Genomic DNA, 15,099 nt, shown 5'->3' with positions numbered 1-15,099 from the left:
CTCGGTCTGGGCGATCCACAGTCCCAGCACTTCCTTGTGGCCGTCCATGTTCACACCAATGGCCAGATAGACCGCCTCCGCTCCGACGAACGACGACGTCCGTAGGCCGCCGGCGCCGAGTGTGCGGGTGCCATCTGTCTTGAGTTCGGTCGCACAAAGCATCGACATCATGCAAGTGCGGATCTCTCGCAGCCGCCTTGCCGGAGAACCCGCGGATATTCTTATTCAGCCCAGTTTAGGCGGAATAAGAATCCTTGACTTCCACCGCGCGGCGCCTGCGATCGTCGAAGGGCGTCGGGCAGTTGAACGGATGATGCCTGCGATTCGCTCCCGATTGGGGCTTGAATGAGGTCACACCAACGAAGCCACGCTGGAAATTGGTTGTGCAACTTTGTTCCATCGGAGGGCTTTTCATCGAGAGCCACCTCCCCTACGATGGCCGTGGGTCACCAGGCGGCATCCCCGCGCTTCGCGCATCGCCGTAAAATCGTTTCGGCCTTCGCGGGACATGCTACCGGAAGTTCGCCCGACAAGACCGTTACCGCCGACGCGACGCGGTGCCTCCATTCGCCGCAACCTCGTCCCGGCCAAAACTGTCTTAAACTCCGGAGAGGTGCTTATTCGCTTATTCGGAGGGGATTCAAAGGAATTTTTCGTTCGTAAGGCATGGCTTGCAAACTTGCAAACACCCGCCGTCCGGGTTAACCAAGGAGGCGACAAAAATACGACGGCGGGATAATGCCTCATCTGGCGAAGATCGACCAAGACATGACATACAGCGACGTCACCTTTAGGGGCTACTTACTCAAACCACTTGCGGTCTTCGATAGCGGCAAATACGCGGCGATCGTCATTTTCGAAAAGGACGGAAAACAGCGAGCATCCGGTGTGCTAGGACGGTTTGCGTCGTCTGAAGAAGCTCGCGAGTTTGCGCTTCGGTTTGGAAGGTCAGAGATTGACGATCAGCTTCTAATCGCGCCATTCTAGACCGGACGAACGGCCCGTAGCTCGCTGCGCGCTTTAACGTCCACAATGGCGGAGGGAACATGTTTCAAGCGGAGATCTGAGCATGGAGTTCATCAAGTTCGGGGGCCTCGACTTCATGGGTTCATTCATTACGCCGATCGTCGCACACGATGCGAAGGGCTATGTTCCGCTGGTCGTGATCGCCTTTCCGGGCGACGACGTACATGGAACGGGCGCGCTAGGATGCTTCGGCAGCCGCGAAAGGGCCTATCGTTGCGCAATCGAGTATGGCAAAACGGAAGTTCTCAAGCACTTCCACTTTACGCCCGAGTCCTAGAGGTGTTACGAAAACCATTCAAATACCGCTCCGGACGCTTTGGCCAGGTTGGAAGAGCGACGGCGCTTGGCAGGTAAGATATTTGTGCGGGGCCAACAGCGAGAGTAGGTTCTCGCAGGCAAGGCACGGTATACGGTCGCCCAGCGATCGCGCGAGCTGCCTTTGAAAAGTCGATTCAAAGAGCGGAGCGAAGCCACGAGGTTGGTGGGGCTTGGGCAAGAACCCGCTTTGGGATTGCCAAGCTATCTGGGTCCAAGTGAGCAATTCGCAAAATAGAGAGAGCGATGAGCCTGCTGCTGACCATTTTCGGCGAAGGAAAAGACCTCGGCTCCTTGCAGATGGCCGCACGCGCCGTCGCCGTGTTCTTCGGTGCGCTGGCGTTCATACGCATCGCGGGCCGACGGTCGTTCGGTCAACGCTCGCCATTCGATTACGTCGTCGCAATCTTGCTGGGGGCAACGCTCAGCCGTGTCATCGTGGGCGCTTCGCCCGCCATACCTACCGCCGTCGCGTCACTGGTGATCGTGTTGATCCATCGCGTTCTTGCATGGGCATGCGTGCGTTTGCCTGCGCTGGAAAGAATCGTCGTCGGCTCGGAGAGGGAAATCTACAAGGACGGCAAGTTCGACGAAGAACAGATGTCGGCCGCTCTCATTACGAGGACCGATGTGTTCGAAACCGCCAGGCAAGAACTGCATACGACGACGCTCGACGACGTGAGGGCAGCCATTCTCGAACGTAACGGCCAGGTGAGTTTGATACGCAAGCAGAAGTGATCCGCCGATAGGCGTCGACCGGTCAAAGACTGCATGCAAGCGCATTCGGCTTTCACGCTGGAATGACGATGCCAAATGCGAAGGGTTGGACTGATCCTTTGGACCGATTCTCCGTGTCATCGCTCTTCGCCTTGCGCGTCGGCAATGCGCTCTTCGACTTCACCGCTTTCGTTGATGCCTTTGTTAGCGCCGCCTTCGTCTTCGGTCGCAGACCCTCGAAAGGCGGCTTCCATCGGCTTCAGCACCTTGGCCTTGCTGAATTCGACCCGCTTCCAGAACAGTCGTGCGGATTCGCGCATGACCATCTTTGCGCCGAGCATCTTCACATAGCGACGATAGTCGGCCTGGATCTGCGCGGAGTGATGCAACCATTGGGTCCCTTGCTTCGTGGTCGCGACACGCCGTGGCGGTCTTAATAGCGCCTCTTTGTATGGCGTCAGCGTCTTCTTGATGACAGTGCACGAATAGTCTTTGCTCGCGGTGTATGGAATTTGGCAATGCGAAGGCGAAGTCCGTCAACCCGTAGCGCAACGCGACTCGTTGACATGTCGTATCTTCTCGACGGATGACGACGAATACACGGGACGATCCAATGTACAAGAGCGAAAGCTCGCAGACGGTTAGTTGCCTTCTCCCGCGAAAGTGTGCGCGTTCGCGCTGAGACGGACCCACCAGTCAAATTTGTAGATCGTGAATGGCCGCTAGCCAGGAAAAACCAATGCTCCTTGACGGCCCTGAACCGACGGTCGGACTTCTCGACAACGGACGTACAAACGAACTGGCGCGGAATCCGCTGTCAACGATTTACGTCTTGGTTCGGAGTGACTGTCTTGGGCTTCCTTAAGAGCAATGAAGTGCCACTTGTTGGTCGCGTTCGTCGTCTCGCGCCTGCCATGCACTCAAGGTGGATTGAAATTTCGCCACGGCGAAACTTCTTGCAAATCGCCTCGCTTGAGAGCGCGCAGGATCACTCGGTGACGAAGGTCCGACCTGTGATACCTGGAGCTCGATGCAACAGCGAAACTAGGTGTTAAGGCTCATCGGCCGCGTCCCGCCGGGAGGCAGGCCAAACAGCCTTCGTACACGGTTCAGAAAGGCACCATATGGACGCCCCAAGACGAGCATCATAACAGTTGCTCCCAGAACTCCGAGCCATAAACCACGCCCCGAAGCGCCACTTACCGCAATGATCGCGGAATAGATCGGGACTTGGAAGCTCACGAGCGCAACGCTATCCCAAAGAAGCTGCGATAGCCGGTTGGTGGATTGGGCGCGTCGCATCACATAGTCCCGCCAAACGCCATACGGGCGCCCAACAGGAACCATTAAAGCCGCGCCTAGCATTCGCGCATGGAGAACTTGATCCCAGCTCATCCCCGCGATAAACCGCTCATTGATAACGCCTGTCGTGGTAAAGAACAGTATCAGAGCCGTCGTGTCCGCAACAAAGGCCCGCCGACGATCAGGCTTCTCAGTGTCGAGAACGGGCATATTGATATTTGGCGGCAACGTTCTGTAAACGATACCAGCCCGAATCGAGGCGTGCTGGGGTCGTTTAAGGGTTGTGGTGCAAATAGGTTATCGGGATGAAAAAATTCCTGTAGAAAGGGATACCTTATCGAGAGGACAGCACAGCATTCCATACGGCGGGCGCAGCGGAATCCTGGAAGCCGAGCTTCGCGAGATCGAACTGACCCTTGCGAATGCGGTGCGTCAACTCGATGCCTGAAATCGTGGTCGCGGCGCTCCCCAACCGTTTGAAGCCGAGCATCACATTCATTCTGGATTTGATGCTCCGATGGTCCTGCTCAAACAGGTTGTTCAGATATTTCGAGCGGGATTTTCCGAGTTTTTGCGATGCGAAAATAAGGACCCGCGACAGCCTTCGCCGTATCGCCGCACTCGACGGGGAGCTTGTCTTGGCCGAGCGTTGGTAGCGCGGTCAATCATCGTCGTCCTCCCGTTCACGGGAGGAGCCGGACGGCTGCTGCGGCCTAAACCCCTGCAGCTCGGCGTGCGCGTCCGCCATGAACACCTCGGGCCAGGTGCCGCACAGGATTTCGAACGGCACGCGCGCCGCGAGCAGGCGCGCGGCCAGTCGCACGTCGTCAGAGCGTTCCCCCCACAGCGCTTGCTGTATGAGGACGACGGCACCACGTTTCGCGATACAGTCGAGCACCGGTGCGAAGGATGGCTGTTCAAGCAGCGCCGCTCCATAGGTCTGGGCCAGTGCGGTCAACACCGCGAGCTCAATACGTGAGGGCCGGGCCTGCAGGATCGGCACCGCGTGACCACGTGCAGTGAGCCAGAAGATCGCCGCGCGACGCTTGAGCGCGACCGTCTCGTCGAGCGCAAGGACGACGCGCGCCACTTCCCGGTCCGAAAACGCCTCTTCGCCGTGTGCCACGGGTTCTTACCCTCTCGGGTAGGTCTAGGAGAACCGATATTACCTGCATCCGCCATCCCGATGACGCCGGCTGATAGACCTACAACTCATTTAAAAACTCGGGCATCTGCCGGACAAAAAAGCCTCCAACAGATGTCGCGTTGCGACCCAATAACCGCCTGTCACGCAGGCCTCCCAACAAGTGACCGTTGATAAAGCGAGTGCGGTCATCGTGTCGAGCCTGACGGCACCTGCCCATGCCACCCTATTTCTCGATCTTCACCCGCGTCTCTTCTGCCAACTTCAAATGCTCGCGGAGTATCGGCGTTGCACTTGCGGCAAGCGCCCGTACATCAGGGTCGCTACCATGCTGCGCCTCGTCGCTGAAGTGCTTGATGTCATCCTTGTGGTCCGAGACGTTATGCTCCATGAAAACCTTGTCAAACGCGTGCCCGGTCAGCGGCGTAAGCGCAGCCTGAGTCGCCTTTTGAGTAATCGATATCCCGCTAGGCAAGCTGTAGCCTTTGCGCTTTGCGAGGCTTTCGATCTGAGCATCGAGTGACTTATGGTCTGTAATCATGCGCTTGGCGAACGCCTGCACCGATGCGTTCGACGATTTACGCAGCGCGATTTGACACGACTGGATCTCAGCGCGGCCATCCTGAATCGCAGAGCCAAGGAAATCGGTGGGGTCTTTTACATCGTCGGCGCGCGCTATGGCCGCGCCTGCTACGAGTAGCAAGCCGGCGACTGCCTTTGACGCAACGACGGGAAGCCACCGCATACGCCGCTCGCCTTCGGTGGGTGCGCGCACGGTGCGCAATTTCGGTATCAGGTCGCGCGTCGGCATCGGCTCCTCCTTCACTGGCACGTTTCCGTTGATGAGCATTGCGCGTGCCCGGCGCACTCGGCATGGCTGCCAAACGGCATTTACGGCGACTCCTCGCGGTTTCCGAGATACGATCGCACGCATCCGCTCGCAGCCGCCTGAACGCCGGGCTGTGGTAGATGACCTGTCGATCTCCCAAGTCGCGCACGGCATTCACCGGCCCAGGGCACCGGTCTGAGCACGACATACTGTAAGTTGCAAAGCGTGAGCAAGGCGCAGCGGCTCGCCATGAGCCAAGCTCTGAACACGGGCGCGAGACGCGCCGACCGTGGACGTTATCCAAGCTGCCCAGTCGGCGACGCGCTGCGTCGACTTGCCGGATCTCTGGAAGGACCGGCTAGATCGAAGCAGGCGAGCATCGCGCCTGGGCCGGGATAGACTGCGTGGCAGCCCGCATCCCGCAGACTCGCCTCGTTGAAACCGCCCGACAGGAAGGCGATGCAGCCCATTCCCGCCGCGCGCGCGGCCTGCGCATCGTAAGGACTGTCGCCGATCGCAACGGCGTCGGCGCCAGCGACGTCGAGCTTTTTCAACACGGCATTGAAGATATCAGGCGCCGGCTTGGACGCTTCGGCGTCATCGGACGAAGTCGAAGCATCGAGAAGATCGGTGATGCCCGCAAGGTCGAGATACACGTTGAGCTCCTGTTTCTTGGCTGACGACGCCACGGCCACTTTCAGGCCCGCTTCACGAACTCGCGCGATCAGGTCGGGCACACACGAGAACGGGCGAACCATTGGCAGATAGTGCGATCGGAAATGGTCACCGCGCCATTTCTCAAGCGCTCGGGCATAAGTATTGCAGGACCGATGGCACCGGCTGCGCATCGAAAGAGGACTGCTATGTCAACCACGCCCATCGTTCCAGGACAAGCGCAGCGCTCATCGAGACTCGCTCCTGCGATTTTCGAACTCTTGAATCCCATCCCTTATGGTCTGTTTGTCGGCACGCTAATCTTCGACGTGACCTACATGAGCACGCGCAATGTCTTTTGGGGCAAGGGCGCCGCGTGGCTCGTGACGGCAGGTCTCATCATCGCGATCGTTCCGCGGCTGGTCAATCTCGTTCATGTGTGGTTGCGACGCCGGCGCCGCGTGTCGCGCATCGAACGGATCGACTTCTGGCTTAACCTGGCGGGGATTGCAGTTGCGATCGTCAATGCCTTCGTGCATAGCCGCGACGCGTATGCGATGGTGCCGGACAACGTGATTCTCTCGGTCATCACCGTCGTGCTGTTAAGCATTGCTCATGTCGCCATGTCCATGAACAGGGTCGATCTAGCGGAGGCGGCTCATGAATAAGCATATTGCGGCCGGTGCAATCGCCGTCATTTCGGCGCTGTTGAGCGGATGTAACGAACACGCACGATACGACGCAGTGCATCAGGCCGGATCCAATCCGCCAATCCCGGAGGCCCGCAACTTCCTCGCCCCGCCGATGCAGGTGCCCAAGCACGTCGGCTGGAAGAACGGCGCCACGCCCAAGGTGCCGGACGGCCTGAAGATCGAAAGCATCGCATCGGGCCTCGTGCATCCGCGTCAGGTCTATACGCTTCCCAATGGCGACGTGCTCGTGGCCGAATCCAACAGTCCGAACGAAGAGGCCGTCACCACGCCGAAGCAGCTCATCGCCGGCCTGATTGAAAGCAAGTCGGGAAAGAAGGCTAAGGGTGCCAATCGCATTACGCTGTTGAGAAAGCCTCCCAGTGGCAGCGGCGAGTGGGAGAAGCATGTATTCATCGATAACCTGCATTCGCCCTTCGGAATGCAGCTCATTGGCGACACCCTCTACGTCGCCGATACTGATGCGATCCTCAAGTTTCCGTACAAGACAGGTGAAACGAGCATCGGCGAACGTGGGGTCGAACTGGCCGATCTCCCCAATACCGTCAACCATCACTGGACCAAGTCGCTCCTGGCGAGTCCCGATGGCAAGAAACTGTATGTGGGCGTCGGGTCCAACAGCAATGTCGGCGAGAACGGTCTGGAAGTCGAGTACCGTCGCGCTGACGTGCTCGAAGTCGACACGGCGACAGGCGCAAGCCGCATCTACGCCGCGGGCATCCGCAATCCCACCGGCTTGCAATGGGAACCGAAGACCGGACAACTGTGGGCCATCGCCAACGAGCGCGACGAAATCGGCGCGGATCTCGTGCCCGACTTCCTGACGTCCGTGAAGGAAAACGCCTTCTACGGCTGGCCGTACAGCTACTACGGCCAGCACGTCGATCCGCGCGCGCAGCCGCAGCGTCCCGACCTCGTCGCCAAAGCGATTCCGCCGGACTTCGCCATCGGCTCTCACGTTGCGCCGCTGGGACTCGTGTTCTACACCGGCAACAATCTGCCGCCGCAGTACCGTGGCGGTGCGTTCATCGGCGAGCACGGCAGCTGGGACCGTTCACCGTTGAGCGGCTACGTCGTCTCTTACGTGGCGTTCGAGAACGGCAAGCCGGTCGGCGCTCCGAAGGACATCGTGACGGGCTTCGCGTCGCAGGACCAAAAGGAGCTTTATGGCGCGCCCGTAGGTGTCGCGCAAGACCGGAACGGCGGCCTTCTGATCGCTGATGACGTCGGCAACATGGTTTGGCGTGTCGCGAGCGCGGGCGGCTGATCGCGCGCTCCCCCAATTCACCGCTCAGCCGAACCGGCGGGCCTTGCCTTGGAAGGCAACCGGCTGCGTCGTAGACGGCGTTCTTCGGTTGACGCTGCCTTACGCGCGCAAGCTACGCCTTGGCTAACGCCTCAACGAATTATTTCAGGCCGCCTCTCTCTCCTGATAAGGGCGTGGTTGGGCACCTCCTTGGTTTGTCGATTCTATCGGTGTTCCGGTGCACTGCGTCGACGCGGTGCCAGTTGCGCGTGCGGCCTTTCTATCGAAGCGGATTGCGTTGCCGGGCGTTCTCGTAAAGCGCCGCGCGTCGCCGGTGGCCATGGTGTCGCACTTGACGACTTCAACGGCGAAAAGCATGGCCCGCTGGGTCTCCTCGGAGGCGCACCCGTACAAGTCGCATGTAGGCGTCTGCAAGACCAACGCCGCGAAAATCCCGTCGATCATGAAGCGACGCGCGAGCGCCGTTTACCGCCACCAACACGAGGGGCTTGTCACAGCACCCGCACATGAGCGACCAATGGCCGCTTGCAACGGCTGAGCTGACGTCTAGACGCCCGTTGACTTCACTCAGCGAACGGCCGTTTGTGGCCCGCTTGCAGCCTTCGCGCATCGTTGCACCCTGGGTCAGGGAAGCACCGCATGTTGTCCGAGAACGCCCATCAACGTCCTCGCGTTCCGCTGGCCTGATCTCCCAATTGTTGTTCTTTACACCAACAGGCGTTACCAGCGACAGCAGAGGACCGCGACCCTCAACCGCCTCTATGCCCTCATGTCACTGACCGTCGCGCAACTGTTCCAAAGTGAATTCCGCGTCGCGACGCGCTTCTTCGTACGTCCCGAAAGCTCGCGCCGACTGGCGGAGCAGTTTCATTCTGTGCTCGGTCAGGTCCGGTGAGGAGATTGACCAGACCCAGCCGCCCTCTTCACGGCGGACGGAAATAACCTCCGACGGTTCGTCCATATCCATGGGCAGCGTCCTATCGCTGTCGTTGTGTCGCCACGAAGTGTACTTGAATTTGGCCCACTATTTGGGTAGCGCGCTGCCCGGTTGCCTAGAAATGACGGAAGCCTGATGCGGCTGTTCTCTCGGTCGGGGCGACCACTTCGCCGTCGAGCCACGCCGACTGGCGTTGCGTGTACGCGTTGCAGTCGGCGCGGCGGGTACCGATTGGCGCATCGTCGAGCAGACCGGCGGCGATTCCCGACGACGGACCCTTGAGGCAAAACTGGCGAACTGCCCGAATCGAAACGCCGCGTCGCAGGGCGAACGCTGCGATGTGTTTTTTCCCGGCCCCGTTGCTATCTTGGATGGCGCGGATTGATCGCACTGGAGCACCGGTCGGACAAAGAAAACCACCGTGCTCGCTAAAAAGATGCCCCGCCAAAGCGGGGCCAAGTGGGAGAGTCAACTAACGGCTGAGCAATGGATCTGCCGACTTCCGCCGAACCGTTGTGTGCGTCAAGTTGTGCAGCAAGCGGGGACGATGGTTTCAGTTGATCGTTCTGGCGTGTCCGATGCGGAGGGCGTAGCCCTTCGCATCGGACACCGCGAGCTACCCGGCAATGTTGCCTTCAACCCAATGCAGCAGCTTCGGATCTTTACCCTGCCACTCGGTAATCCACGCCGCGAGGTCTCGTTGCGCCTCCGGTAGGTCGAAGTCACGGCTCAGTTGGTCACCACGCTCAACGCCGTGGCCAAGCTGGTCGCATAGCCCAAATACAGCGTCTTGCCGTACAGCAAGGACATGGCGAAGCCCAGTCCCGGCTTGCTGAACAAATCCTGCTCGAACGCAAGCTTCCTATCGCATAGAAGTTGCGTCGCCGTCGGCCACGTTAGTACTTCTTTCGCGTTCGCCGCCTTCAAACGTCAGGTTTTGCGCCCTGCCACCACCGGTAAACGACACCGACCTGCGACGTCGGTCTCCGCGCGCAATACCATTGAAGGCCTTGAACGGTGCACGTCCACAGCGGCGCGCTGGCGATGTAGTCGACGCTTGATCCGCTGCCGAGGATCGCCGTCATGCTCTGACCGTTGTATGTTGTGGTGATGCCGTTGCTCAGGCCTGGCGCCATCGACACGCAGGAAGTCGAGTTGTTCGCCCGGGTGCCGCTACTAAAAGTCAAAGGCCCGGCTCTAGCTTGCCCTTCCGTTCGCCAGCCCTCTAGCCACCTTCTTTGGCGTTGCTGCCAGGCGTGCGCGCGGTCGGCGACGGCGTCGGCGCCATTGACCTGCCGAAGGGTCGCATCGAGGACGGTCACCGTGACCGGCCGTGGCCTCCACCGGCCCAGTAGTGGCCGCCACCGCCGCCCCATCCAGCGGGCATTCCGGCCCCGTACGCGCGGCTGCCGCCCGCGTAGCCAGAGTAACGGTGGCCCATGCCAGCGTACCCGTGGTAGCCATGGCCGCCCCAATAACCGGGGTGGCCCCAGTGGCCATAGTGGTAATGGCCATAGTGGCCGACGCAGCATCCGCCCCAGAACGCGAAGCTGAACGTCACCGATGGCCACCACCAGCCCGGCCAGCCATAACCGTAGCCATAGTAGGCATACGGGTATTGCCAACCGTAAGGTGGATAGGCGACCGGATAGTAGGCGGGTGCACCATACGTCGGCGCGGAGACCATTTCGTAGGCAGGCGCCGCGTCGGACGACGCACCGTCCGGCATCGTGAACTGTTCGCGCACCATGGATTGCGACGTCTCGTCGTAAGCCCCGGCAGGGTAATAGCTGTAGCTAGGATAGTAGCCGTACGGCACGTAGTAGCAGCCGGAAAGCACCCCGGACAGTCCGAACAGTGCAATGGCACTGACGACGCGCATCGTCATGACCTGCTCCTTGCCGTTGCGCATGCTTCCAATGGCGCTCACGTATTTCTCTTTAGATTACGCCAGGTTTGCATCGCCGCAAAGCGGGATAGCTGTTTGGCTCCGCAGGGTTATCTTGAAAGCACCGGCTCTGTCGCGGACGGTGATCGCCGTCGACTCCCGCTCGCTCGGCGAGGCCGGGCAGATCCTTGACTTCGCTATGCAACGCGTCGACCACCGAACGGTTTTCAAGGATGAGAAAACCGCTGCATACAGCAGGAGAGCCAATCCGAGGACGGCGGAGGCTGCACCGGCGTGCTTTATAACCGCAGACTCGTCGCTCAAAATGGTCTGCACGGTGCCGGCAAGCGGCGTGAATATCAGCAGCATCGCGGCGATACCCCTATTACCGTCGCGCGTTGCACTTGCTCATCGCTCGTACAGCGGGATCTGTCGACAAGGTGCCTTCTCCTCGTGTCACTCGACCCGTCGTCTCGGTATTCCGCCACGAGCGACCGGTACCGCTCGAATGCCGCTATGTACTTCTGGCTCAGCAGCTGCAGGAAGATCCAGGAGGCGAAGATCAGGCTCTCTCACGGCATGCGCTGGGTGGCCGTTGATGGCCGACGCGTGGGACAGGGAGATGATGTACCTCGCAGTTGTCGCTTGATCGCCCGGGCTGCGCATAGCCCGATTCGAGGCATACGTCGTCGTTCGAGTTCTGCGAGAGGGGTCCGAGTTGTCCGATCTGGATCGGCTTGCGTGATGAGCATGACGGCCGAAGCGTCAGGCGCCGCTGCTTCACGAAACGTTTTTTGCATCCACAGGATGTCGGCGCGGTTGCGCGCCGCATATTCCGCCGGGTCGGGGTTTGAGATTGACCCGGAAAAACGGACGCCTATCCTTTTGAAGAGGAGGTGCCGAAATGGGCAAGCATCGTACGCCGTACCCGGCGGAATTCCGGGCGCAAATGGTTGAGCTGGTGAAGGCCGGGCGCACGCCGGAGGAACTGGAAAAGGAGTTCGAGCCGACCGCGCAGACCATCTATAACTGGGTGGCGCAGGCCGGGCGTGACGCGGGCACGCGCCACGACGGGCTGACCACCGCCGAGCGGCAGGAGCTTTCGCGGCTGCGTCGTGAGAATCGGCAACTGAAGATGGAAAGAGACATCCTCTCTCACGCAGCGGCCTGGTTTGCCCGGGAGACGGGAGCCGTATCGCCGAGGGATACGGATTCATGAGAGCGAACCGGGCCCGCTGGCCCATTGCCGCGATGGCACGGCTGCTCAGGTTCTCCACGAGCGGCTATTACGGGTGGCTGGCAAGAGAGCCATCGGCGCACGCATGCAGTGACGCGCAACTGCTCGCGCGCATCCGCACGCTGCATGCGAGCTCGCGCGGTACATACGGTGCGCCCCGTATTCATGCGCAGCTCGCGCGTGAGGGCGTGCATGTCGCACGCAAGCGCGTAGCGCGCCTGATGCGCCTGGCGGGGCTGCGCGGTGCGAGCCGGCGGCGCTGGCCCCACACCACGCGGCAACGCGCAGGGGCCCGCCGTGCCCCCGACCTGGTGCGTCGGCACTTTAGCGCCGATACCTGCGATGTACTGTGGGTGGCAGATGCCACGTACCTGCCCACCGATGAAGGGTTTCTGTATCTGGCGGTGGTGCTTGATGTGTTTAGCCGGCGCGTCGTCGGCTGGGCAATGTCCAACCATCTGTATACCGAACTGATGCTACGGGCACTGGACATGGCGCTGACCCAACGGCGTCATGAAGGTGTGATCCTGCACTCCGACCAGGGGTCCCAGTACACGTCCATTGCCTTCGGGCGGCGTTGCCGCGAGGCGGGCGTACAACCGTCGATGGGCACAGTCGGCGATGCCTATGACAATGCGATGTGTGAGTCGTTCTTCGGCACGCTCGAAGCAGAACTGCTGATGCGTGAACACTTCGCGACCCACGAGCAGGCCCGCACACGTATCTTCTGGTTCCTCGAAGGATGGTACAACGTGCGCCGCCTGCACAGCAGCATCGGTTATTGCTCGCCGCTGGAATTCGAAAACCTGCATTCAAAAAATGCAATGTCATCGCCGCGCGGGTTGTCCACCGCCGGGCAGCGTCATGGTCGAGACAGGCGACCCGCTACCCGGCCGTGGACAACCCGCGACTCAACGCTTAACGGAGGATCAATACCGTACTGAACCCAACTGCAAATCTGTCCGCTGAAGCGGGGCAACCTCAGTTCGTATCGCACAGGTTGTTGCAAAAGCCCTGAATTTCAGAGTCGCGTACATAACGACGTGCAGCATCCAGCGGCGGTTCTCCACGCAACTGACGTACTGATTGTTCCGGTCCAGGCAAGCGCATCGGCCGCTGGCCGAGCAAATAGGGGGAGCCGAACCAGACTTGCCGCTCGTGATCGAGCCGTTCCCTGGAAGAAGACCCGCCGTTGGCCGGACGATCGCCGCAAGCGCGGATGCGGCGAGGTGGCTCTTTACCTATCCCTGTGGAGCTGTCGGTGCGGCTGCTCCCTTCTCTTGTCGAAGCTCTTCCTCCACGCTTTCCCGAGCTAGTCGCCAATACTCGTCTGCGCATCCTTCCATGCACCCATCCTGCTGCCAAAATTCGTACGCTCGTAACCGGATCCGTTCATCGATAGTTAGGGCTTCCATTCCAAATCTCCGAACCGCAGTTGGCCAGCACTAGATTCCTTGACCGAATTGATCTTGTAGCAGTCGAGTCAAGTATTCTACGCGGCGATTTTTACCTGATCGCGCCAAGTGTTGACGGCCCGCTCGGCGGTGCGAAAGCTGCGCTGCAAAGACGCCGGCGACTCCGCAGGCGCCTGAGGGCTAACCAACGCGAGGCCCGGGCGCAAGGAGTACACACGCGTGTAGAAGAGCGCCGTTTGCAGCCCAAGCTTTGTGAGCCGATAGCGGTGGGTCTTGGGCACTGGCTGGATCAGGCCATGCAAGCGCAGGCATCGCAGCTCGTAGCTCATGCGGCCCGGGCCGATTTCGCCGGGATGCAGGCCCAGCAGCACGGCGTAGGCTTGCCGCAGGTCTTGATTGGTAAAGCCGCGTGCGACGAAAATGAACATCACCAGCGCACGCAACAGCGCTTGGTCCTTCGGGTCGGCAAAGCGCAGCGCCGGTGCGCGCTGCCCGTCAACATGGCGCGCACGCTGCAGGCCCTGAAATGCATCTTCGCCCAATGCACGGTCGTGGCTGAGCTGCTCAATTTCGAGCATGCGCCGATTGACGGCAAAGCCGATGCGGCGTAGCTCGGGCAAGTTCCGCAGCAGCCGTCCCACGCCGACGTCGCGGGTGTCGTTGATGGTGGTCTCGGTACGTAGCGACTGACCCTCATTGTGGTACCGCTTGATGCGTGAACGTTTGTAGTCCACATGCAGCGAAGGGGTGACTCCTTCAGTGATCACCCGCGTGCGAAAGCGTCCCGGGGTGCGCCGATTGACGCGGCGATCGAAGATCAGTTGCACTTGGCCCGTGCGTCCGAGGAAGAAGATGCGGCCTGTCATCAGTCGATCGAGCACCTGCAGCGCCTTGGGGTCTTCGCACGAGAGGATGCCGTTGTCCAGCGCCTCGAAGGCGATGCCGCGCTTGCGCAACTGGCACTTGGCGTACTCGTTGCCGTTGATACACAGCTTGGCGTTGTACGGAAAGTAGGAACAGAACTTCAGGAAGAACGGGCCGAAGTCGTCGTCCACGCAGTAGAAGTAGTAGTGGCTCACCATCGCACTGCCATCCACCCACGGATAGCCCATGCCGGTGCGTGCACAACAGCGCCGCTCGGTGCGCACCACGCGCGCCTTCTCCTGGGCGCGGCAGCCGTACAGAATCCCTTCATCGGCGTCGAACCGCTGCAGATACTGCTGGGTGATGTCGTCCTTGCGCTGGTGCCTCCCAAAGCTCACCAGATCCACACCTTGCTCGGCGACAAACTTCTCGATGCTTGCCACGAAGGCCACGGTCTTGGGCGCCACGGTCGCGGTCGAGGCGAAGCGCTGACCGAGATGCCCCCGCAGGTACCACACTACGCCGCCCACGCGCTGCAACTGTGGCACGTAAACGTTCAGGTACATCCGGTCGATGCACTCGCTCTCGAGCACGACGTGAGCGCGCAGAACTTCGCACACACTCTGTGATAACGTCATCACTGGCTCCGGTCGTCCACGGGTCCTTGCACCCATTGAGCTTCGAGCTCGTACATCGCTGGGCACGTCCCAGCCGGCTCGGCCGGAGCCACCTTACACCGCCAGCGCTCCGCAGTCACCCGTACCACTCGTCGGTCTGAGGCGGAGCCTCGTTAG

16 protein-coding genes and 4 pseudogenes are annotated in these 15,099 nt (G+C 60.5%); 7 read left to right on the top strand and 13 right to left on the bottom strand.

Annotated features, from left to right (window positions below; all coding sequences use genetic code 11):
- Positions 1 to 75 (bottom strand): annotated as a pseudogene (locus tag AWB81_RS45130) (transposase); the annotation flags it as partial.
- Positions 76 to 88: 13 nt separating this feature from the next.
- On the opposite strand from AWB81_RS45130, the pseudogene AWB81_RS47410 reads away from it, so the two are divergent.
- The 4 genes and pseudogenes from AWB81_RS47410 to AWB81_RS35140 form a co-directional block, all read left to right on the top strand.
- Positions 89 to 349, top strand: a pseudogene (locus tag AWB81_RS47410) (patatin-like phospholipase family protein); the annotation flags it as partial.
- Positions 350 to 768: 419 nt separating this feature from the next.
- Positions 769 to 987 (top strand): hypothetical protein, encoded by a 219-nt coding sequence (locus AWB81_RS35150; RefSeq protein ID WP_144444263.1) that lies wholly within the window; start codon positions 769 to 771, stop codon positions 985 to 987.
- 82 nt (positions 988 to 1,069) lie between these two features.
- Positions 1,070 to 1,303: a hypothetical protein gene (locus AWB81_RS35145; protein WP_062642251.1), complete on the top strand. Its 234-nt coding sequence runs from the start codon at positions 1,070 to 1,072 to the stop codon at positions 1,301 to 1,303.
- 284 nt (positions 1,304 to 1,587) lie between these two features.
- On the top strand, positions 1,588 to 2,079 hold the full coding sequence (locus AWB81_RS35140) for a DUF421 domain-containing protein (protein ID WP_062642249.1): 492 nt from the start codon (positions 1,588 to 1,590) through the stop codon (positions 2,077 to 2,079).
- Positions 2,080 to 2,195: 116 nt separating this feature from the next.
- On the opposite strand, the gene AWB81_RS35135 is transcribed toward AWB81_RS35140, so the two are convergent.
- The 6 genes and pseudogenes from AWB81_RS35135 to AWB81_RS35110 all read right to left on the bottom strand — a co-directional run bounded on the left by AWB81_RS35135 (position 2,196) and on the right by AWB81_RS35110 (position 6,181).
- On the bottom strand, positions 2,196 to 2,405 hold the full coding sequence (locus AWB81_RS35135) for a hypothetical protein (protein ID WP_144444262.1): 210 nt from the start codon (positions 2,403 to 2,405) through the stop codon (positions 2,196 to 2,198).
- Positions 2,406 to 3,102: 697 nt separating this feature from the next.
- Positions 3,103 to 3,570, bottom strand: coding sequence for an L-alanine exporter AlaE (alaE, locus tag AWB81_RS35130; RefSeq protein WP_062642245.1), 468 nt, complete (start codon positions 3,568 to 3,570; stop codon positions 3,103 to 3,105).
- Positions 3,571 to 3,694: 124 nt separating this feature from the next.
- Positions 3,695 to 3,916 (bottom strand): annotated as a pseudogene (locus AWB81_RS35125) (DDE-type integrase/transposase/recombinase); the annotation flags it as partial.
- Positions 3,917 to 4,021: 105 nt separating this feature from the next.
- Positions 4,022 to 4,486: a hypothetical protein gene (locus tag AWB81_RS35120; protein ID WP_062642243.1), complete on the bottom strand. Its 465-nt coding sequence runs from the start codon at positions 4,484 to 4,486 to the stop codon at positions 4,022 to 4,024.
- Between the two features lie 244 nt (positions 4,487 to 4,730).
- Positions 4,731 to 5,315 (bottom strand): DUF4142 domain-containing protein, encoded by a 585-nt coding sequence (locus AWB81_RS35115; RefSeq protein ID WP_159938984.1) that lies wholly within the window; start codon positions 5,313 to 5,315, stop codon positions 4,731 to 4,733.
- Between the two features lie 314 nt (positions 5,316 to 5,629).
- Positions 5,630 to 6,181: an HAD family hydrolase gene (locus AWB81_RS35110; protein ID WP_087135402.1), complete on the bottom strand. Its 552-nt coding sequence runs from the start codon at positions 6,179 to 6,181 to the stop codon at positions 5,630 to 5,632.
- A gap of 15 nt (positions 6,182 to 6,196) precedes the next feature.
- Here AWB81_RS35110 and AWB81_RS35105 point away from each other — a divergent pair, with 15 nt between their 5' ends.
- Both AWB81_RS35105 and AWB81_RS35100 read left to right on the top strand, forming a co-directional pair.
- Positions 6,197 to 6,655, top strand: coding sequence for a DUF2231 domain-containing protein (locus AWB81_RS35105; RefSeq protein WP_062642236.1), 459 nt, complete (start codon positions 6,197 to 6,199; stop codon positions 6,653 to 6,655).
- Positions 6,648 to 7,964, top strand: coding sequence for a PQQ-dependent sugar dehydrogenase (locus AWB81_RS35100; RefSeq protein ID WP_062642234.1), 1,317 nt, complete (start codon positions 6,648 to 6,650; stop codon positions 7,962 to 7,964). Before AWB81_RS35105 ends, AWB81_RS35100 begins: the two co-directional genes overlap by 8 nt.
- 772 nt (positions 7,965 to 8,736) lie before the next feature.
- On the opposite strand, the gene AWB81_RS35090 is transcribed toward AWB81_RS35100, so the two are convergent.
- From AWB81_RS35090 to AWB81_RS35070, 4 genes are all read right to left on the bottom strand, one after another.
- On the bottom strand, positions 8,737 to 8,931 hold the full coding sequence (locus tag AWB81_RS35090) for a hypothetical protein (RefSeq protein ID WP_062642231.1): 195 nt from the start codon (positions 8,929 to 8,931) through the stop codon (positions 8,737 to 8,739).
- Between the two features lie 893 nt (positions 8,932 to 9,824).
- Entirely contained in the window at positions 9,825 to 10,223 is a 399-nt protein-coding gene (locus AWB81_RS35080) for a DUF3443 family protein (RefSeq protein ID WP_062642227.1), read from the bottom strand.
- A complete protein-coding gene (locus AWB81_RS35075; protein WP_327373054.1) occupies positions 10,220 to 10,831 on the bottom strand; it encodes a hypothetical protein in 612 nt (203 codons plus the stop codon). The genes AWB81_RS35080 and AWB81_RS35075 overlap by 4 nt, the downstream gene beginning before the upstream one ends.
- A 15-nt stretch (positions 10,832 to 10,846) precedes the next feature.
- Positions 10,847 to 11,158: a hypothetical protein gene (locus tag AWB81_RS35070; protein ID WP_062642224.1), complete on the bottom strand. Its 312-nt coding sequence runs from the start codon at positions 11,156 to 11,158 to the stop codon at positions 10,847 to 10,849.
- 535 nt (positions 11,159 to 11,693) lie between these two features.
- Here AWB81_RS35070 and AWB81_RS35065 point away from each other — a divergent pair.
- Positions 11,694 to 12,838, top strand: a pseudogene (locus tag AWB81_RS35065) (IS3 family transposase); the annotation flags it as partial.
- 429 nt (positions 12,839 to 13,267) lie between these two features.
- On the opposite strand, the gene AWB81_RS35060 reads toward AWB81_RS35065, so the two are convergent.
- Together AWB81_RS35060 and AWB81_RS35055 are read right to left on the bottom strand one after the other, a co-directional pair.
- A complete protein-coding gene (locus tag AWB81_RS35060) occupies positions 13,268 to 13,441 on the bottom strand; it encodes a DUF2934 domain-containing protein (RefSeq protein WP_087135401.1) in 174 nt (57 codons plus the stop codon).
- Positions 13,442 to 13,518: 77 nt separating this feature from the next.
- On the bottom strand, positions 13,519 to 14,943 hold the full coding sequence (locus AWB81_RS35055; protein ID WP_062642220.1) for a hypothetical protein: 1,425 nt from the start codon (positions 14,941 to 14,943) through the stop codon (positions 13,519 to 13,521).
- Between the last annotated feature and the right edge of the window lie 156 nt (positions 14,944 to 15,099).

Origin of the sequence: Caballeronia arationis, from assembly GCF_001544975.2 — a bacterium.
Taxonomy (GTDB): Bacteria; Pseudomonadota; Gammaproteobacteria; order Burkholderiales; family Burkholderiaceae; genus Caballeronia; species Caballeronia arationis.
Note: the sequence above shows the minus strand (reverse complement) of the source record. Positions and strands in the feature narration are given on the sequence as shown.